Source organism: Myroides sp. WP-1, assembly GCF_014145635.1.
In the GTDB taxonomy this organism is placed as follows: domain Bacteria; phylum Bacteroidota; class Bacteroidia; order Flavobacteriales; family Flavobacteriaceae; genus Flavobacterium.
Genome location: NZ_JACHTC010000005.1, coordinates 211,981 through 230,045 on the forward strand (window position 1 = coordinate 211,981; position 18,065 = coordinate 230,045).

21 protein-coding genes are annotated in these 18,065 nt (G+C 35.8%); 15 read left to right on the forward strand and 6 right to left on the reverse strand.

Features of this window, described 5'->3' with window-relative positions; all coding sequences use genetic code 11:
* Positions 1-14: 14 nt before the first annotated feature.
* The 3 genes from H4K33_RS07385 to H4K33_RS07395 all read right to left on the reverse strand — a co-directional run bounded on the left by H4K33_RS07385 (position 15) and on the right by H4K33_RS07395 (position 1,619).
* Positions 15-635: a GNAT family N-acetyltransferase gene (locus H4K33_RS07385; protein WP_182647818.1), complete on the reverse strand. Its 621-nt coding sequence runs from the start codon at positions 633-635 to the stop codon at positions 15-17.
* A 117-nt stretch (positions 636-752) separates the two neighbouring features.
* Positions 753-1,289 carry an NADPH-dependent FMN reductase gene (locus H4K33_RS07390; protein ID WP_182647819.1) on the reverse strand — a complete coding sequence of 179 codons (537 nt, stop codon included), beginning with the start codon at positions 1,287-1,289 and terminating at the stop codon, positions 753-755.
* Between the two features lie 12 nt (positions 1,290-1,301).
* On the reverse strand, positions 1,302-1,619 hold the full coding sequence (locus tag H4K33_RS07395) for a GNAT family N-acetyltransferase (RefSeq protein ID WP_182647820.1): 318 nt from the start codon (positions 1,617-1,619) through the stop codon (positions 1,302-1,304).
* 183 nt (positions 1,620-1,802) lie between these two features.
* Here H4K33_RS07395 and H4K33_RS07400 point away from each other — a divergent pair, with 183 nt between their 5' ends.
* The 4 genes from H4K33_RS07400 (at position 1,803) to H4K33_RS07415 (ending at position 3,951) form a co-directional block, all read left to right on the forward strand.
* Positions 1,803-2,126 (forward strand): YbaB/EbfC family nucleoid-associated protein, encoded by a 324-nt coding sequence (locus H4K33_RS07400; protein WP_182647821.1) that lies wholly within the window; start codon positions 1,803-1,805, stop codon positions 2,124-2,126.
* A 3-nt stretch (positions 2,127-2,129) separates the two neighbouring features.
* A complete protein-coding gene (locus H4K33_RS07405) occupies positions 2,130-2,870 on the forward strand; it encodes a DUF4369 domain-containing protein (protein ID WP_182647822.1) in 741 nt (246 codons plus the stop codon).
* 38 nt (positions 2,871-2,908) lie between these two features.
* Complete coding sequence (locus H4K33_RS07410) at positions 2,909-3,475, forward strand: Crp/Fnr family transcriptional regulator (protein WP_182647823.1); 567 nt, start codon at positions 2,909-2,911, stop codon at positions 3,473-3,475.
* 65 nt (positions 3,476-3,540) lie between these two features.
* The gene (locus H4K33_RS07415) at positions 3,541-3,951 is read left to right on the forward strand and encodes an SRPBCC domain-containing protein (protein ID WP_182647824.1); all 411 of its coding nucleotides are present in this window, start codon (positions 3,541-3,543) and stop codon (positions 3,949-3,951) included.
* 53 nt (positions 3,952-4,004) lie between these two features.
* Here the strand turns inward: H4K33_RS07415 and H4K33_RS07420 are convergent, their stop codons facing one another.
* From H4K33_RS07420 to H4K33_RS07430, 3 genes are all read right to left on the reverse strand, one after another.
* Positions 4,005-5,519 (reverse strand): PH domain-containing protein, encoded by a 1,515-nt coding sequence (locus H4K33_RS07420; protein ID WP_182647825.1) that lies wholly within the window; start codon positions 5,517-5,519, stop codon positions 4,005-4,007.
* Positions 5,519-6,097 (reverse strand): PH domain-containing protein, encoded by a 579-nt coding sequence (locus tag H4K33_RS07425; protein ID WP_182647826.1) that lies wholly within the window; start codon positions 6,095-6,097, stop codon positions 5,519-5,521. The genes H4K33_RS07420 and H4K33_RS07425 overlap by 1 nt, the downstream gene beginning before the upstream one ends.
* 122 nt (positions 6,098-6,219) lie before the next feature.
* Positions 6,220-6,927 carry a DUF4397 domain-containing protein gene (locus H4K33_RS07430; protein ID WP_182647827.1) on the reverse strand — a complete coding sequence of 236 codons (708 nt, stop codon included), beginning with the start codon at positions 6,925-6,927 and terminating at the stop codon, positions 6,220-6,222.
* A 176-nt stretch (positions 6,928-7,103) separates the two neighbouring features.
* Here H4K33_RS07430 and H4K33_RS07435 point away from each other — a divergent pair, with 176 nt between their 5' ends.
* The 11 genes from H4K33_RS07435 to H4K33_RS07485 all read left to right on the forward strand — a co-directional run bounded on the left by H4K33_RS07435 (position 7,104) and on the right by H4K33_RS07485 (position 18,060).
* Positions 7,104-7,520 (forward strand): hypothetical protein, encoded by a 417-nt coding sequence (locus H4K33_RS07435; RefSeq protein WP_182647828.1) that lies wholly within the window; start codon positions 7,104-7,106, stop codon positions 7,518-7,520.
* Positions 7,521-7,653: 133 nt separating this feature from the next.
* Positions 7,654-9,039, forward strand: coding sequence for a TolC family protein (locus H4K33_RS07440; RefSeq protein ID WP_182647829.1), 1,386 nt, complete (start codon positions 7,654-7,656; stop codon positions 9,037-9,039).
* A gap of 12 nt (positions 9,040-9,051) precedes the next feature.
* The gene (locus H4K33_RS07445) at positions 9,052-12,225 is read left to right on the forward strand and encodes an efflux RND transporter permease subunit (RefSeq protein WP_182647830.1); all 3,174 of its coding nucleotides are present in this window, start codon (positions 9,052-9,054) and stop codon (positions 12,223-12,225) included.
* A 23-nt stretch (positions 12,226-12,248) separates the two neighbouring features.
* A complete protein-coding gene (locus H4K33_RS07450) occupies positions 12,249-13,331 on the forward strand; it encodes an efflux RND transporter periplasmic adaptor subunit (RefSeq protein ID WP_182647831.1) in 1,083 nt (360 codons plus the stop codon).
* Between the two features lie 9 nt (positions 13,332-13,340).
* Positions 13,341-13,871 (forward strand): TlpA disulfide reductase family protein, encoded by a 531-nt coding sequence (locus tag H4K33_RS07455; protein ID WP_182647832.1) that lies wholly within the window; start codon positions 13,341-13,343, stop codon positions 13,869-13,871.
* A gap of 296 nt (positions 13,872-14,167) precedes the next feature.
* The gene (locus tag H4K33_RS07460; RefSeq protein ID WP_182647833.1) at positions 14,168-14,515 is read left to right on the forward strand and encodes an SdpI family protein; all 348 of its coding nucleotides are present in this window, start codon (positions 14,168-14,170) and stop codon (positions 14,513-14,515) included.
* Between the two features lie 771 nt (positions 14,516-15,286).
* Entirely contained in the window at positions 15,287-15,568 is a 282-nt protein-coding gene (locus tag H4K33_RS07465) for a DUF2089 family protein (RefSeq protein ID WP_182647834.1), read from the forward strand.
* Between the two features lie 39 nt (positions 15,569-15,607).
* On the forward strand, positions 15,608-16,189 hold the full coding sequence (locus H4K33_RS07470; protein ID WP_182647835.1) for a hypothetical protein: 582 nt from the start codon (positions 15,608-15,610) through the stop codon (positions 16,187-16,189).
* 10 nt (positions 16,190-16,199) lie between these two features.
* Positions 16,200-16,778, forward strand: a complete 579-nt coding sequence (locus H4K33_RS07475) for a hypothetical protein (RefSeq protein ID WP_182647836.1) — start codon at positions 16,200-16,202, stop codon at positions 16,776-16,778.
* Position 16,779: 1 nt separating this feature from the next.
* On the forward strand, positions 16,780-17,721 hold the full coding sequence (locus tag H4K33_RS07480) for an alpha/beta hydrolase (RefSeq protein WP_182647837.1): 942 nt from the start codon (positions 16,780-16,782) through the stop codon (positions 17,719-17,721).
* Between the two features lie 6 nt (positions 17,722-17,727).
* Positions 17,728-18,060 carry an SdpI family protein gene (locus tag H4K33_RS07485; RefSeq protein ID WP_182647838.1) on the forward strand — a complete coding sequence of 111 codons (333 nt, stop codon included), beginning with the start codon at positions 17,728-17,730 and terminating at the stop codon, positions 18,058-18,060.
* The last annotated feature ends 5 nt before the right edge of the window (positions 18,061-18,065 follow it).

Sequence of the window (18,065 nt, forward strand, 5' to 3'; positions counted from 1 at the left end):
ATAGTAGCACTGCTTTATTTTACGAGTTTTGCTCGTAAGTTTTCCTTTGCTGATTGTAGCCATTCTTCTCTCAACAAACCGAAAACTGCACTATCTCTTCTTGTACCATCTGTTCTAATTTTATTTTTTCGCAACACTCCTTCCAACGTACATCCTAAACTTTTGATTGCGGCCAAACTTCTTTTATTCTCACTGTCTGCTTCAAACTCCACACGTTCAAATTGGGCTTTTTCGAATAGAAACTCAAATAGCAAATACTTGCAGTTTTTATTGACACCAGTGCCCTGAGCCATTTTCCCATACCACGTATAACCAATGGCACAAACTTTATTTCTCAGATCCATTCGATAAAAACGGGTTGAACCAACAATTTTTCTCTCTAACTTATCCCATACCACAAATGCATATCCATGCTTCTCTTTTCTCATCGTTAAAGCCGCCTTGACATACAACATCATATTGGCATTATCTGTTGGTTTATCCGAAGAGAAATGCCAAATATCGGATTCATTCAATGCATAGTACAACAGATCTGGAAGGTACTTTTCACTTAAAGGAATTAATTGTACGCGATCATTTTCTAGGGTATACGCTTGTGAAAAATCGAAAAAAGGAGTGGAGTTAACTTGGTTCATCTGTGTGTTGGTTTAGTTGTTACCCAAATATATTCATACTTTTTGAGCCGTGAATATGTTTTTAACAGCTTACTAACAAAAAAGAGCACTGTAGTCCTGTGCTCTTTTTGTGTTATGCTATATTTTTCTAACTTCTTGTTTAAATCGTTCAACCGTATGCTCAAACGTTTCTCGTAAATCTTCGGGGATAATTCCCTTTGTTGCATCGAAATTTTCATGAAATTTAGGAAGCGTAAAGGTCTCTATGATATTTCCTCCAAAGGCTGGAAATATCGTTTTAGCAATATTCAACGAATTTTGCGCTCCATATCCACCAGGAGAGGTAGATAAAAGCAACATAGGTTTCTCTTGAAATACTTTTAACTCTAAACGCGAACACCAATCAAATAGGTTTTTAAAACCAACCGTCCAATTTCGATTGTGTTCTGCCATTGAACAAACGAGAACATCTGCTTCTTTTAATTTGGTTAAAAAGGCTTTTGCTTCCACTGGGCAATTTTCTCTTTCACAGTCAACAGAAAAAAGAGGAACTGTAAAATCATTCAAATCCAATAATTCTACCTCATCCTCAGGAAAAAAACCCAACGCATAAGACGTGAAGGTTTTATTGATTGAGGTGGTAGATATGCTTGCACCAAATCCAATTACTTTCATATTCTTTTAGTATTACAATTTATCATATGACGGAAAACTAGCATCAACGATTCTCTTCCATTCTGGGTGTTTCTTAATAAAAGCAAAAACTAGAGGACAATAAGGTAGCACCGTTTTGTGATGTGCTTCGATAAACTCCAATGTTTTTTCAATCAATGCAGTTGCCGCACCACGCCCTGCCAATGCTTCAGGACTTTCCGTGTGAATCAAATGAATGCGCTCCCCTACTTCTTTGTAATCAATAAAGGCAAGGTGTCCCTCTACATTTAATTCAAACCTTTTTGTTGTAGTATTCTGCTGTACGGCTAAGGGTAAAAACTCTTCTTTCATATTTTTGTGTATTAACGGATCTTCTTCTATCAAAAATACGGATTATAAATACGTTACTCCTTAATGTAAATTAATTTCCGTCAAAATATAGTGTAAAATTAGTTCAGGTCTTCCTCTACTTTACACACAAAACTTGAAAAGATTATGCTATTTTTGTAGCTGAAAATTTTTAATGTATATATTATGTTTGGCGATTTAATGGGAATGATGGGTAAACTACAAGAGACCCAAGCTAAAATTGAAGAAACTAAAAAGCGATTAGACACCATTCTAATTGATGAAAAAAGTAATGATGGATTACTAAACGTGACTTTAACGGCCAACAGAACTATTCGTTCGCTATCTATTGCTGATGAGTTAATGGATGATAAAGAGCAATTAGAAGATTATCTTGTTATGGTGCTAAATAGAGCTATTGAAAAAGCAACTGCTATTAACGAAGCGGAATTAGCTGCAGCGGCAAAAGATGGTATGCCTAATATTCCTGGTTTAGACTTATTTAAATAGTATATGATAAAAAAATATATGGGTGTTGCTTTCCTTCTTGGAGCTTCACTATTTGCTTCTTGTAGCAAAGATTCAAAGGGAACTGAAAACTTAACTATTTCAGGAAAAGTAGACGGATTAAAACAGGGAAAAGTATATCTTTTTCACGTACAAGACACTACTTTCGTTGTACTTGATTCTTTGGTTGTAGATGGTAAATCTTCGGATTTTACCTTTAAACATCACCTTGAATCACCAGAAATGTTGTTTCTATCTTTGGACCGCGGTCACAGTAATTCAATTGACAATCAATTGTCTTTCTTCGCAGAACCTGGTACAATGACGATCGAAACAACGCTAAAGAACTTTTATAAAGACGCTAAAATAAAAGGATCACAAAGCAATGATTTATACAAAGAGTACCTAAAATCAAGAACGATGATCACAGATCGCCAAAACGATTTGTACGTTGCTTTATTTGAAGCTCAAAAAACGAATAACACAGCTCAACTAGATAGCTTACAAGAAGTAAATAAAAAACTTACAGGACGTCTATTCTTGAATGCCATTAATTTCGCTTTGAATAACAAAAACTCTGATGTAGCTCCTTATATTGCTTTGACAGAGCTTTACGATCGAAATATCAAATATCTAGATACAATCTACAATTCATTAACTCCGGAAGTATCCAAACACAAGTACGGAAAAAGTTTAAATGAATTCATCCAAGAAAGAAAAAAAGAAGAAGCGAAAGCTAGCGAATAATTGTAAATTGTCCTTTTAATCAAAAGGACAATTTTTTTATGTCATTACACCAATCACTTCAAGCGATTCTTCATTTATCTGATGTAGAAGTACAAAAAATAGCCCCTTATTTTGTTGCTCAATCACATGAGAAAAACACCTGTTTACTAGAAGTAGGAAAAAAAGCAGACCAACTATTTTTCCTCGCTGAAGGTTTTATTCGGATACACGCTGATTTTGATGGCAAAGAGATTACACAATGGATTAGTTTTCCAGGCTATTTTCTAACTGATCTTTCCTCTTGGTTTTTCGATCAGCCTGCAAAATGGTCTTTGACTACGTTATCTCCTGTTGTAGTGTGGAGCCTTTCTAAATCAAATTACAATATAGTACAACGTGAAGTTTCCCATTGGCATACCAAAGAAAAGCTTTTTATCGGACATTGTTTTGACTTGATGGAAAATCGGATTTTTCAGTTGTTATCGCAAAGTAGTGAAGAACGATACTTGGCCTTTTGTAACCAATTTGAATTTTTATTCAATTGCGTTCCCCATCAATACATCGCGTCTCTTTTGGGAATGACACCAGAAACACTAAGTCGATTAAGACGTAAAAATGCCAAATAATTTTCTTGATTTAAATCAAGAGAGTTCCTGTTTAAAGCCTTGATATTTGTGTAAAAATATATCAGATGAAACTCGTTACACAAATAGAAATTAAAGCTAATGCTGAAACCATTTGGAATGCTTTACTAGATTTTGACCAATACTATAAATGGAATCCTTTTATTTCCAAAATTGAAGGAGACGCTAAACCGGGACAGCGATTGAAAGTGAAAATTCAGGACATGAAATTTTCTCCAATTGTACAGATTTGTACGCCTCATCAAAAATTAACCTGGCAAGGAACATTGGGAGTAAAAGGACTCTTTGACGGCTATCACTATTTTGAAATTCTTCCTATTGCTGAAAATAAATGTTTATTTATTCACGGTGAAAACTTTAGTGGTTTTCTTGTTCCTTTTCTAAAAAAGAAATTGAAAAAAGAGACCTTACCTGGGTTTATTCTCATGAATTGCTCTTTAAAAGATTATGTGGAATAGTTTACAGTAGACGGTTTACGATAAACCGTAAACCGTCTACTGTAAACAATCCTCTACATCCAAGGTCTATTTTGGCTTTCGATTGTAAACAACCATTGATCTCTTAACTCTTTTAGCTGTGTATAATTTGATGTACTAAACTGTACAATTCCTCCCGCTGTATATAGCATCATGCTTCCTACATTGGCTGATTTTTGCCAAACCAACTGGGAAAGTACTATTTTTTGAATTTTATGTGGTTCGAGTATTGTATGGTTAATATCCCATATACCCGATTTTACAACAATAAAATTAGGTGTTATGATTAATCTACCGATGCGATAATAACGCCAAATTAGCAAAGTTACTACAACAAAATACGTTGCTCCACTACTAAATCTCCAGGTTTCTTCTATAGCGTCTTGGGTAAATCCAATAAATAAACTTACTGGTAGGAGAACTAAAAAGAAAAAGCGAAACCCAAAAAAGCGGTAGTTGTGTTTTAATTCACGACCTTCTAATTCCAACGGCTTTTTGAATATCATATCAAAAAAATCTTTTGTTTCTCCTGTGGAACAACCTGGAATTTCTAATGCTGTCTTTTTATTAAAAGATTCATTGCCAAAAACTTGATGAATCTTAAAGCTGGATATGCCCCATAACTTTTGAAAGTAATTACGCACAATTTTAATTAATTGCACACGAGTAGGTTTAATAATAGTGCTTTTGGTGTGTAATAAACCATAAGACATAAACAAACTATCATGTTGAACAACAACCTTATAGTTATAAAATTTAATTACGGTACGGATAATATTGAACACAAAAATAGCCGCTAAAAAAAAGAGCACAATCACTACACCCACATAAAGCGTTATTTTTTCTTCTAAAAAGGTATCTATTGCCTCATCATCAATGGAATCGTTAAACAATCGGGATCCTTCGTATATGATTGAATTAGCAAACAACAACACGATTCCCATCGTATAGAGATAATTCGTCGTCGCTCCAACTTTTAATAACGTACCAACTCCTATATGTCGGGTATCTTGATGGTTCGTTGTTTCTTCAATTCTTTGTTCTTTAGTTATCGCGGGATCTTCCACTTTTGTCAAGTGTTCACGGTAAGCCAATAGCGTTTCTTTCAGCGCTTGTGCTACTTCATGAGAAACAGATTTAATCACTCCCTCTTTAGCAGTACTTCCAGCAGAATCAACTTCAATAGAATAAATCCCCAACAACTTATTGATAAACGATTGATTGATATTAACCTGTTGTATTTTACTCAACTGGATGGTTGTTTTCGTTTTATTGAAGATTCCTTTCTGTACAACAAACGCTTCGGTTTCCTTTTCGATATGAAACGTAAAATTGCGATAGCTCAGATATGCCCCAACCAATACAAGGACAAGGAACAAACCGATGCTTAAAAAAATCCATTGTACCCCTGTTTGCCATTCTCCTTTATTTATTCGAACGAGAATCAAGATTAAAACAGGAAAAAAAGCGCGAACAAACTTTTGCAATCCATATACAAAGTTCACTATAATGCCAATGGGCGCTTGTCTATTGGGAATATAGAAATTCATTATTCTGCTGTATTAGGATTAATCTCAGGATCATTTACTTGGGCTTCACTTATTACAGGTGAAATTTGTTCTATAACAAAAGCCTTAATTCGATCTGCCTCTTTCAATGGCAGTCCTGGGATTTTTAAATCACCGAAATTTCCTCCTGCTGTAAAGAACTCAATCTGGCATAAACCAAAAAGTCGCAACAAAAAACCTTCGTAAATTTCTACATGTTGCACACGATTAAATGGAATTGTTATTTGTTTTTGATTGATTAATCCTGTTTTATAACTTATGTCGTGCGCTCTAACGGCATATCCTTTTTTAGCAACACCCGCAATGCGCAAAATAGCCGTTGCTATTGCCCAAACTATACTAATGCCTAACACGGTGGTTTTGTACTCGACAAGTAAAGCTTCTTTTTCTAAAGGCAAATAAAAACCACATGCTCCTATAGCTCCAATTACCAAAACCATAACAACGGTGGTAATTAAAACGACATTTTTATACTTAGAATGTAAGGGCTCATATACTACTTCTTCAAGTTGTGGTAGTGTTTTGGAATTTATTTGTTGATTAGAAAAAGTTGTTTCCATAAAAGTAATCGTTTAGAAAACAAATATATTCTTTTCATTTGATCTTCTTCATTCTGCCTCAAATAAAAATAGCCACCATATGGCATGGTGGCTATCTTCAAACATTGATATAGAATATAGAATTAAAACTGTCTTACAACACCTAAATAATAGGGGGTTTGAGCATTACTGGAACCGGTCAAGATAAAAGAATAATGGTTTCCTTTCTCTAGGACAATCTGTTCTCGTTTCGTAATACTTTTACTGTCTTTATCTTCGATGGTTACAGTATAGGTATTGCTCGACTGAATTATAAACCTTTGATTTTCTTTGGCTGATGTTGCTGTTTCGGAATTTCGATTTTCGAAGATCAATTGATCGTTTAATTTAACTTGAACGGGTAAATCTTCTCCGGTTAAATTAAAAAATCGAATTCCCACTTGTCCATTTCCTTGCGTTTCAGCCAATTTTAACGGTAGATCTTCTGTCACAAAATGAATTACATTAACTTTAGATCCGCCACCAACAAAAGACGTGTAATACTGATTATCTTTTACTTGAAACTTCACTCGTGCATCGAGCGATTCTTGCTTATTTGTCAAAACTTCAAGAGTTCTATTTCCCGTATATAAACGAACAAAATCGTAGCGTTGATATCCTAATCCCTGATAAGGAGGTTGAATCAATCGTCCATCTGCGGCATACCAAACTGCGTTAGCACCAGAAAAACCATTTACCATAGTTAATCCTCCCACTTGATAGCTCCCATCACTGCTATTGTCATCTAAACTACATCCTTGTACAAAAAGAACACTTAGCAGCACACCAAATAATAGGATTAATCTTTTCATTTGTCTTTTGTTTCATAAATAAACAGCAAAATTCATACCATAGCAAGGGATTTGATGTTATTATTTCGTTTTTGTCTGACTTGTGATTGCTATTTTTAGCTATACATCACTTGAAAAAATAAAATCCCCTTAAAAAAATTGCATTTAATTTTGAAATATTCTATGTTTGTCTCTACATGAAAACAAGCACATTACATAACATTCAACAAAAAACGTACAAAATACTAGCTTTATTTTGTGCGGTATGGCTTATTTTCTCTACCTGTTCTATGCAAACGAGTTTAGCACATTTACTTCAAAATGACAGCGTTGCCATTGAACAAACCTCAAAAACCAATAAGACAAAGAAACAAACAACAGTTACAGAACGCAGCTGTCATCAAAATGTTATACAAGATGACACAACTGTACTACAACAAGCTGGTTGGGATCTTTCCAATCCTTTTGTTGCGTTACTCGTGTCGACATTTTTACTTTTCGCTTTTGGTTTTCGTTTATCTACTGATTCAACAGGACATCCTTTGTATCAGAATACCTCCCAACTACAGGGAAAACTCCCTCTATTTATCGAGCTTCAGAATCTGAGAATTTGATTTTTATCGATTGTACAACTTTATCTATTGTAGGAAGTATTCCACTTACCTAGGCAATAGCTATTATTTATCGTGAAAATAATTCAACAACTCGAGGTCTATTTATCTTAGATCTCCCCAAATTCTCTTTCTCATGAAAACGATTTTTCGTTCGGCTACTTTATTGTGGTTGACCTGTGGAAGCTTATCCTTATATGCACAAGAACACTCCTCATTATCACTGGGTGGTTTATGGCAAAAAGTAGAACAAAACTACCCTGGCTTACAAGCACAGGAAGATTTAATTTCCTCCAAATCAAGCCAGAGACAAGCGGTAAAAAGTCAAGCTTTACCTCAACTAAAATTTCAAGCTCAAAACTCTTACGGCACATTCGAAGGGAGTAATGGGGCATTTTTTCCACAATCTGGATTTTTTAACGTCAGTGGAACCCCAAATACACTGGATGGAAGTGATCAAACCTTCAACACTTTTGGCTCTGTTGTCATGGAGTGGGAAATTTTTGCTTTTGGAAAACAAACACAAGAAAACAAAGCTGCTACAGCCCAGTTTAATCAATCTGTTGCACAAAAAGACGCTTATCTCATTCAACTAAAACGAGAACTTGCACTTCGTTATATCCAAAACTTATATGCAACTGCAAATTTTGATTGGATGCAAAAAAATGCAGCTCGTTTACAAAATATAGAACGCCTTACTAAGGGATTAGCCTTATCGGGTTTAAAACCTGAGGCAGATAATCTACTCGCTCATTCCTCTTATTTACAAGCGGCAGGGCAACAAAATTATTGGACTGGAGTCAAACAAGCCTCTCACATTACCTTAGTGGAGTTAGTTGGCGAATCATTGAATGCGACAAACTCCTCACAAATAGACCATTTTTTAACTCATGCTTTAAGTCAATCACTAACCTTCGAGTCAACATCATCATCTGATCATCCTGTATTGCAACAATATAAGCAAGAAGCCTCTTTCTTTGAACACCGTAGTAAATCTATAACTAGAGCTTCGTTACCAAGCGTTAAACTCCTTGGAGGTTATGCCCTTAGAGGAAGCGGTATTCAAACACAAACGGTATCAAACCAATGGAAAGATGGTTTCTCAAATTCGGTTGATAACTATTTAGTGGGTCTTGGAATTACTTGGAATTTTTCTTCTCTATTTACGAATCAACACAAAAAACAAGTCTTAAACAAGCAAGCAGAGAGTGCGGATAAAAAGTATTCTGCCTATGAGCAGGCACTTCAGGCCAATATAGAAGCAAATCAAATTCAACTTCAAGAGCAAACAGCTCAACTCAAACAAACCCAACAAGCCGTTGAAGAAGCCACTCAAGCCTATACCATGTATCTGGCGCGTTATCAAAGTGGTCTTATTACGTTGACTGAACTTTTACAAATTCAACAATTACTAGAACAAGCCGAAAAAACACATATCGAAGCTGCTCAACACTATTGGTTACAGCTCGTATCAACTGCCACATTAAAGGCCAATTTCGACTATTTATTTACTAACTTATAATATAGACTCCCTATGAATCTTATCAGATTTGCCTTAAGAAAGCCTATTGTCATTTTAATTATTGTCATGGCATTGGGTTTCTTATCGATTAACTCTATTAAGAAAATCAATGTCGATATCTTCCCAGAAATAGAGCTTCCTTCAATTTATATAGCTATGCCTTATGGTGGTTTATCCCCTGCTTATATGGATGGGTTCATGGCCAATGAATTTCAGAAAGTACTCCTCTTTGTTGGCGGTGTACAAAACATTGATTTTAAAAGTGTTCAAGGATTAACCTTGATGAAACTTTCTTTTTATCCCGGCACCGATATGGCACAGGCTGCAGGGGAAGTATCCACTCAAGTATCTCGAGCCATGGGTTTTTTACCCACCGGAGCTGTACCACCGATGGTAGTCCGTTTTGATGGAAGTTCGCTTCCCGTAGGTCAATTGGTTTTTGAAAGTCCACAGCGCTCAATTACAGAGCTACAAACGATGGTTCAAACGAGAATCAGACCTATGTTTGTTGAGATCCCTGGTGTAACAGCACCTGCTCCTTTTGGAGGAAATGTGCGTTCTATTATTGTCAATATCGATCCACACGCCATGCAAGCCAATGGGTTAAGTCCGGAAGAAATCACAATAGCTATTACCAAAAATAGCCATCCTTCTCCTGCTGGAAATATCCGTATTGGAGAACAAAACTTCATGGCTCCTATTAATTCAATTGCTGCTAATCCGGAGGTTTTCCTCCATACACCAATACGCACTACACCTGATCGAACAATTTACGTTAAAGATGTTGCTCAAGTAATTGATGCCGCCGACCAAACCACCGGTTATGCCTTGATTAATGGAACGCGTTCGGTGTACTTACCAATCATCAAAAAAGCAGATGCTTCTACCATTGACGTGGTGAAAAATTTAAAAGCTTCTCTTCCTCTTTTAGAGAACACGTTACCAGAAGATGTTTCTATCCGCTATGAATTTGACCAATCTAAATACATTGAGCGTTCCTTGACAAACTTAATTCACGAAGGAATCTTAGGTGCGCTATTCACCGGATTAATGATTTTTCTTTTCTTAGGGGATACACGAGGAGCTATTATTGTCATTCTCACGATTCCCGTGGCTATTTTATCCGCCGTGGCTGCCTTGTATTTCATGGGTCAGACTATCAATATTATGACACTAAGTGGACTTGCTCTTTCAATAGGGATTCTGGTCGACGAAGCCACGGTAACTATCGAAAATATCCATCAGCATTTTGAAATGGGTAAATCCAAAGCACAGGCTATTTTAGATGCCTTGCTCGAAATTTCTATTCCCAAGTTGTTAATTTTACTGTGTATTCTCGCTGTATTAACACCTGCTTTTATTATGACAGGAATACCTCGAGATATGTTTATGCCTTTGTCATTAGCGGTAGCTTTTGCTATGATCTTTTCCTTTTTAGCCTCTCAAACTTTTGTACCAATCTTAGCTAATTGGTTAATGAAAAATAAACACTTGGCTATCTACGATAAAAAAACCAAGAGACAACGTAAATTTTTTGAAAAATTCCGCTTGCGTTACTCTCAAGTAGTTCGCAACTGGCACAAACGATCACGTGCTCTTTTTGTGGGCTATATTGTTATTGCTGTAGGTTGTATTGTTATATTCCTTCAGTTTATTGGAACAGATATTATGCCGACTTCAAATAGCGGTGATTTTCAAATTCGAATTGAAGCACCACAGGGAAGTCGAATTGAAAAAACAGAAGAGGTAGTCAAAGATATTATCAGTGATATTGCCTCAATAGTACCTGAAAATGCCATTTCTATCACTTCCTCTTTTGTGGGAATGCACCCATCAGGAACTCCGATTAATCCAATCTTTTTATTTACGAATGCTTCACATGAAGCCGTCTTGCAAGTAGCAATTGATCAAAGTATTTACAAGGGGTCTATTGCAATGCTAAAAGAACAGATTCGCGAGAAGGTAGCAACGGACAGACCTGAAGTTTTGATCAATTTTGAACCTATGGAACTAGTTGAGAAAATCATGGGACAAGGAGCAATGACTCCGATTGAAGTAAAAGTAGGAGCTCGACAAATTAAAATGGCAGAAAATCACGCCAAAAAAATAGAACAAGAATTAAAAGAAATTCCCTATTTACGTGACATACGCATTGCCGAGCCACTTGATTATCCAACTCTTCAAATTGAGGTTAACAGAGATCTTTTAGGTCAATTTGGCTTAACGATGAGCGACGTAACCCGAAGCTTAGCAACAGCCACCTCATCCACTCGTTATACTGACAAAAACTTATGGGTTGATCCTAATTCTGGTTTGGTCTTTCAAGTGCAAGTGCAAATTCCTGAAGGAACAATAGACAGCGCTGAAAAACTAAAGGCAATTCCATTAAAAAAAGGTCATTTACGTCCCTTATTAGAAGATGTAGCAACGGTAAATAGAGTTAATGAAGCAGCACAAGTCAACCGCAAAGGGCCAAATCGCTATGTAACTGTTATTGCCAACATCCATGATAAGGACTTAGGTTCTGCTTCCAAGGCGGTGAAAAAAGCCATTGCTAATGCAGGAGAGCCCCCTAGAGGAACCATCGTTTGGACAGAAGGAACACTAAATCTTCTAGACGAAACACTGGGTAACTTATTAATTGGATTAGGCGTAGCCGTTATTACCATCTATTTGATGCTATCCGCTTACTATCAATCCTTCCGATTACCTTTGGTTATTTTATCGGTTTTACCTGCGGTAATTGCAGGAAGTTTGGTACTCTTATTTCTCAGTGGAAGTACCTTGAACTTACAATCTTATATGGGCATCATCATGTCTATTGGTGTATCTGTTTCCAACGCAGTATTGTTGATTAATCAGGCAGAGCACTATCGAAAGGAAATGCGATTGCGTACAGTGAATGCTGCACGTTTAGCGGCCTCTTCTCGATTGCGTCCTGTATTAATGACTGCTGCAGCCATGATCGCGGGGATGTTACCCATGTCATTAGGTCTGGGAGACGGCGGTGAACAAGTTGCTCCTTTAGGGCAAGCCGTTATTGGAGGATTAATTGCTTCAACAATAACTATCCTATTGTTGCTTCCGCACTTCTTTACCTCTACGATGAACAAGGCTACCTTAGTGGATCCATCTTTAGATCCAGATGATCCAAAAAGCAAATTTCACTCACTTGAAAACCTTTAATTTTGATTTTTAATACCTTCATTATGAAACGATATTTTATTTTATCTATCACTATATTCGGAACTGCTCTTTTTGCAACAGCATGTAAAGATCAAGTTGCTGCAGAACCAATCGATTCTAAATCTAACATCACTATTGATTTAAGTACCTCATCATTACAAGAGTTAAATCCAGTCTACACATTAACTGTACCTGGAGAAATAAAACCGTATGAACAGGTAGCTTTATATGCTAAAGTGAGTGGGTTTATTAAACATTTGTATGTGGAACGTGGAGATTATGTCAAAAAAGGTCAATTACTCGCTATCTTAGAAGCACCTGAAATGAATCAACGCGCATTGTCGGATCAATCCATTCAAGATAAAGCATACAGCGATTACCTTTTAGCGAAGCAAATATACGACCGATTAGTAGAAGCCGCTAAAACAACAGGTGCGGTAGCTCAAGTAGAGCTAGATCGCGCACAAAGTAGCATGCAAAGTACAAAATCAGCATTTGAATCCGCTAAAGCAAGTACGGCGCAATCACATCAACTACAAGATTATTTGCGTATTGTAGCTCCTTTTGACGGAATTATCACTCGACGCAATTTATCAGCAGGTTCACTTGTAGGAAATACATCTAATACTCCTATTTTTGAAATGGCACAAAATGATAAATTACGCTTGACATTATCCATTCCAGAAAAACATGCAGGTGCAATTCCTAAAGCAACTACGGCAACCTTTAGCATTAGTGCTTATCCGGGTGAATCTTTTACGGCTCAGCTCTCTAGAACATCAGGAGTTTTAAATCAACAAGATCGCTCTTTAACGTTAGAATTTGACATTGATAACCAAAGCAAAAAATTGCAAGGAGGAGACTACGCACAAGTACAGCTAGACCTTCAACGCAAACAACCCACGCTTTGGGTAGCGACAAAAAGTATCCTCAATACACAATCTGGTACTTTTGTCATTACCAAAAAAGCAGATGACACCCTTATGCGTATCCCTGTAGAACTTGGAGTACAACAGGATACACTCACTGAAATATTTGGAGCCCTTCAGCCCTCTGACTTAGTGATCAACAAACCTTCTGAAGAAATGAAAAACACAAAAAAATAATTTCAAACTATGCAACTACATCAAAAAATCAAACAAAGCCTTCTAGGCATAACCTTAGCTATCACTTTGGGAATTGGCAGTTCAACCGCTGTATCCGCCCAACAAAAACAAGCACCTACTGTTAATACGACAACAACAGATGCCGTATTTCTCGATGCAAATGGCACTAAAGTTTCTTTAAGTTCTTTACAAGGAAAGGTGGTATTTGTCAACTTTTGGGCTACTTGGTGCCCGCCTTGTATCAAAGAAATGCCATCTATTCAGACGTTAAAGAACAAAATGAAAGGAAAAGATGTTGTTTTTCTCCTTGTCGATATTGATGGAAAATACGATAAAGCAAAAGCTTTTATGGATAAACGCAATTTAGATCTTCCCGTTTATACCCCTGCTCAATCTATCTCGAGTACTTATTTGGGATCTTCAATACCGACAACTGTTATTTTTGACAAAAAAGGCAATATGATTCAACGCATTGTTGGTAGTGTTGACTTCGCTTCAGAAGAGGTTGAAAAATTCATGAATCAGGTTTTAAAATTGTAAATTCATTGTTTTCAAACAGTTATATAAAAGCTCACTTCCAATGAAGTGAGCTTTTTTTATGAGGTCAAAATGATTTTTTTCTCTATAGCTAAAAATATTTTTAATACTAAACACTTCATTTTATTGAAATACCAACAATAAAACCAACACTAAACTTAAAGTAAAAAGAGATAAATCCTCATATTCCTTAAATTATTAAAAAACAAATAATTCTCACTTTTCGAATTCAAATATTAAGTTTAAGTTAATTTTTTGTTTATTTTAGCAAATACCAAACAACACAAAAACTAAGACACATGACTATTCTATATTTATTCCCTGTCCTATTGGGTATAATAGGCTTGCTAAATTTACTTTTTCATACTAAACAAGTACATATTATCGGATATAGAAGTCACAATGCAATCAAAGACGATAAGCATTGGCGTGTAGCACAAAGAACGAGTAGTTCTTCGTTGTTGGCTGCAAGCTCATTCCTAATCTGTTTAAATTATACCCTAACTCAGTTTGAGTATGCAATCCAAACACAGCAAGCGATCATGATCACAGCGAATATCTTTTGTGTACTTTATACAATTGTACACACAGAGTCTGTATTGGAGAAAGTAAATCAGAGAATCAATCAAAACTATATTCAAAAATAATTTCAATTATTATTATTTCTTCCTCTTTCTTGTGCTAACGATTACAACAGCCAGAAAAACATTTACTTTGCTTTAAATCACTACTACTATATTAGGCAAGAAAGAGGTTTTTTATAAATAATATTATTTTACTTATGTAAAAAAGGTATGGATTACTTGTAATTCATACCTTTTTTTTATGAGAGGGGGGTATTTGTTGTTTGTTGTTTGGGGGTTGTTGTTTGTTGTTTGTTGTTTGTTGAAAACTCCCCTTAAAAAAATAGTTTGTGCTTTGTGAGGTTTGCTCATCTCACCATCTCAACACCTATCTCACCTAGTTTATATTTGTTTTGGTGTTCGATGAATATATCTCACTGAGTTTATATTGGTTTTTGTGTTCGATGAATATATCTCACTGAGTTTATATTTGTTTCGGTGTTCGATGAATATATCTCACTGAGTTTCGATTTTCACTGCGTTTCGATTTCACCATCTCAACACCTTACCACCTCAACACCTTACCACCTTACCACCTCAACACCTCAACATCTCAACACCTATCTCACCTATCTCACCTATCTCACCTAGTTTATATTTGTTTTGGTGTTCGATGAATATATCTCACTGAGTTTATATTGTTTTTTGTGTTCGATGAATCTACACTGCGTTTCGATTTTCACTGCGTTTCGATTTCACCACCTCACCGTCTTCTTTCTTCTTTCTTCTTTCCAATAAAAAATATTGATTTTAAAATAAATTTTATTAAATTTGACTTAAACAAAATTAAACAGTTTGAAAACAAAACATAAATTACCCACTCATTGTCCGAGTTGTACGAACAAATTACACGTTACACAGCTTGCATGTGAAAATTGTGAGACGACGGTAGGAGGACAATTTAATTTGCCTTTACTTTCTCAATTAACACAGGAGGAACAAGATTTCATCTTGCAGTTTTTTCTGTACAGTGGAAGTTTAAAACAAATGGCTCAACAGATGAATATCAGTTATCCGACCGTTCGAAACAAATTAGACGATATGATTGAACACATTAAAAAGTTACAAAATCTATAACCCAATACTCTCACACCTAACAACACAACAACAACTTTTATGAAAAATGTTTTTATCCGACCATTCGAAACTATTCAAGAAAAACGACTCTTTGGCCTTGGTATCTTAATTCTTTTAGTGGCCTCTATTGGGGCTTATTTTACCAACGCTCGATTTGATGGTGTATTGGATGTGCACTTCACCAATGCCATCAAGTGGTATCAGCCTTTTATCGACAATGGCATCAATACGCTTTGCTTAGCAATATTACTATTTCTACTTTCGCGTTTTTTACCGACTAAAGCGCGTTTTATCGATATTCTAAATGTGGCGCTTATTTGTAGAATTCCGCTCTACTTTGCTCCATTAACGAACATTGGAAACATCAATCAAGAAACATCAGAATTTCTAATCGATAATATAAACAATCCAGCAGCGCTAAGTGAGCTACCTGTATTCAATATTGTTGTACTTGCACTAGGCGGATTAGTTGCTTTAATTGCATTGGTTTTCATGGGATTCTTACTTTATGGAGGCTACAAAAATGCAACCAATTCCAAACAAGCCTCTCACCATGTTTTACTTATTGTAGTGGTTATATTAGCTGAAATGGCATCTAAACTGCTTGTATACTTATACTAACTGTTTGAAAATGAAAAAACTCATACTACAACCTTTTGTATATGCACAAGAAAAACGGCTACTACTTATTGGGCTAAGTATGGCTTTTCTTGGTTGTTTACTACAACTGACAAGAAATCTTCGTCTATTTTCTTCCTTACAAGTAAAGAGTGTAACTGTACCTCCAACTTTGTTGCAATCTATTGCCGATTTTGGAATTAGCACTTTTGCTTTGACTTTGTCTCTCTTTATACTGGGCTATTACATCAATGCGAAAACGCGATTAATTGATATTTTCAATACCGTACTCATTGCAAAAATAGCGTTATCTCCTTTATTGATCATTCCGCTTGATTATGCCATGGATCTTCTAGCCAACCTAGAAGAACAAGTTAAGGAGGATCAAAAGATGTGGGTTGATTTTCTATCGATGTTTTTGCATATTACTTTGGCGGCATTGGTTGTTGTACTGTGCATCCTCTTCGGTCGTTATTTATATCAAGGATTTAAAACGGCTACTCATCTAAAGAAAAAAACACATCTCATCGTGTTTGTTCTTTTAGTTTTTCTTGTTGAATTATGTATTCCTTCTTTAACCAACCTATATTAATATGAAAGCATTATTACACTTCTTTATCTATATATTAACCTTATTATGCGCTGTACTAGGTTTTGCTCAATCTTCTCAAACAAAAGAGATTGCAATTGATTCACAATTACTTGGAGATTTATACACCTCCTCCACTCAAAGCGACAACCTTGTTATTATTGTTCCTGGTTCTGGTCCGACGAATCGAAATGGAAACAGTTTTGCAGGATTAAAAGGCGATTCATATAAATTGCTAGCACATGCTTTGGTTGTACAAGGCCTTGACGTTTTTACTTATGACAAGCGATTTATTACCCAATTAAAATTGAATATTCCCATAAAAGAAGAAGAGGGACGATTTGAAGACGGTGTGAATGATTTAGCTTTAATTGTCGATCACTTTTCTACCACCTATCCTAAGATCACGTTAGTCGGTCATAGTGAAGGGGCATTAGTTGCCAATATCTTAGCTAATAAATCAAACAAAGTAGCCCAATACATTGCTTTACAAGGTCCTGGATTAGCAGCAGATCAAATTATATATGAACAAATAGTCAAGCAACTACCTGCTTTGGGTGATAAGGTAACACAAATCAATGCTTCTTTAAAAAAAGGACAACTAGTAGATGATGTTTTACCGATGTTGATGTCGTTGTATCGTCCAAGTGTTCAACCTTACTTAATTTCTTGGATGCAGTATGACCCTTGTGTGGAAATTCAAAAAACAAAACAACCGGTCTTAATTATTGATGGAGATAAAGATTTACAAGTTTCGCTACAACAAGGAGATTTGTTGAGTAAAGCGAATCCAAACGCCAAACGCATTACCCTAAAAAACATGAATCACGTGTTGAAGCAACTAGAGAAAGACGAAGATAACATGAAGAGCTATGGAGATCCTTTCTTCCCTTTACACCCTCAACTTGCATCAACAATTGCAACTTTTATACGAACCACTAACTAATTCTTTATGTCAGATAACACCTTTTTCTATTACTTACTTTTACCTGCTATTTACATAATTATAGGTTTACTGATGCCACATTGTAAAAATATTGGTCCAGTAGGTTACCGTACACCACGAAGTATGAAAAATCAAGAAAATTGGGATTTCTCTCAAAAACTAAGTGGTCGATTGATGCTCAGTTTAGGTATTCTTACACTTGTTAGTAATTTGTTATTCTACTTTGCTATCTTCCCTCGTACGTATTATAAACCAACAGAAATGATTTTTGTTGCTGGAGGTTCCATTTTAGTGATCATTTATACAGAAATTCGCTTATATCAATTCGAAAAGAAATAATTTTA

Excerpts from the sequence above, each read along its gene's own strand:
- H4K33_RS07390 (WP_182647819.1), bottom strand. The coding sequence starts at position 1,289 with ATGAAAGTAATTGGATTTGGTGCAAGCATATCTACCACCTCAATCAAT.
- H4K33_RS07395 (WP_182647820.1), bottom strand. The coding sequence starts at position 1,619 with ATGAAAGAAGAGTTTTTACCCTTAGCCGTACAGCAGAATACTACAACA.
- H4K33_RS07485 (WP_182647838.1), top strand. The coding sequence starts at position 17,728 with ATGTCAGATAACACCTTTTTCTATTACTTACTTTTACCTGCTATTTAC.
- H4K33_RS07445 (WP_182647830.1), top strand. The coding sequence starts at position 9,052 with ATGAATCTTATCAGATTTGCCTTAAGAAAGCCTATTGTCATTTTAATT.
- H4K33_RS07455 (WP_182647832.1), top strand. The coding sequence starts at position 13,341 with ATGCAACTACATCAAAAAATCAAACAAAGCCTTCTAGGCATAACCTTA.
- H4K33_RS07480 (WP_182647837.1), top strand. The coding sequence starts at position 16,780 with ATGAAAGCATTATTACACTTCTTTATCTATATATTAACCTTATTATGC.
- H4K33_RS07385 (WP_182647818.1), bottom strand. The coding sequence starts at position 635 with ATGAACCAAGTTAACTCCACTCCTTTTTTCGATTTTTCACAAGCGTAT.
- H4K33_RS07425 (WP_182647826.1), bottom strand. The coding sequence starts at position 6,097 with ATGGAAACAACTTTTTCTAATCAACAAATAAATTCCAAAACACTACCA.
- H4K33_RS07420 (WP_182647825.1), bottom strand. The coding sequence starts at position 5,519 with ATGAATTTCTATATTCCCAATAGACAAGCGCCCATTGGCATTATAGTG.
- H4K33_RS07470 (WP_182647835.1), top strand. The coding sequence starts at position 15,608 with ATGAAAAATGTTTTTATCCGACCATTCGAAACTATTCAAGAAAAACGA.
- H4K33_RS07400 (WP_182647821.1), top strand. The coding sequence starts at position 1,803 with ATGTTTGGCGATTTAATGGGAATGATGGGTAAACTACAAGAGACCCAA.
- H4K33_RS07430 (WP_182647827.1), bottom strand. The coding sequence starts at position 6,927 with ATGAAAAGATTAATCCTATTATTTGGTGTGCTGCTAAGTGTTCTTTTT.
- H4K33_RS07435 (WP_182647828.1), top strand. The coding sequence starts at position 7,104 with ATGAAAACAAGCACATTACATAACATTCAACAAAAAACGTACAAAATA.
- H4K33_RS07450 (WP_182647831.1), top strand. The coding sequence starts at position 12,249 with ATGAAACGATATTTTATTTTATCTATCACTATATTCGGAACTGCTCTT.
- H4K33_RS07410 (WP_182647823.1), top strand. The coding sequence starts at position 2,909 with ATGTCATTACACCAATCACTTCAAGCGATTCTTCATTTATCTGATGTA.
- H4K33_RS07475 (WP_182647836.1), top strand. The coding sequence starts at position 16,200 with ATGAAAAAACTCATACTACAACCTTTTGTATATGCACAAGAAAAACGG.
- H4K33_RS07405 (WP_182647822.1), top strand. The coding sequence starts at position 2,130 with ATGATAAAAAAATATATGGGTGTTGCTTTCCTTCTTGGAGCTTCACTA.
- H4K33_RS07440 (WP_182647829.1), top strand. The coding sequence starts at position 7,654 with ATGAAAACGATTTTTCGTTCGGCTACTTTATTGTGGTTGACCTGTGGA.
- H4K33_RS07415 (WP_182647824.1), top strand. The coding sequence starts at position 3,541 with ATGAAACTCGTTACACAAATAGAAATTAAAGCTAATGCTGAAACCATT.
- H4K33_RS07460 (WP_182647833.1), top strand. The coding sequence starts at position 14,168 with ATGACTATTCTATATTTATTCCCTGTCCTATTGGGTATAATAGGCTTG.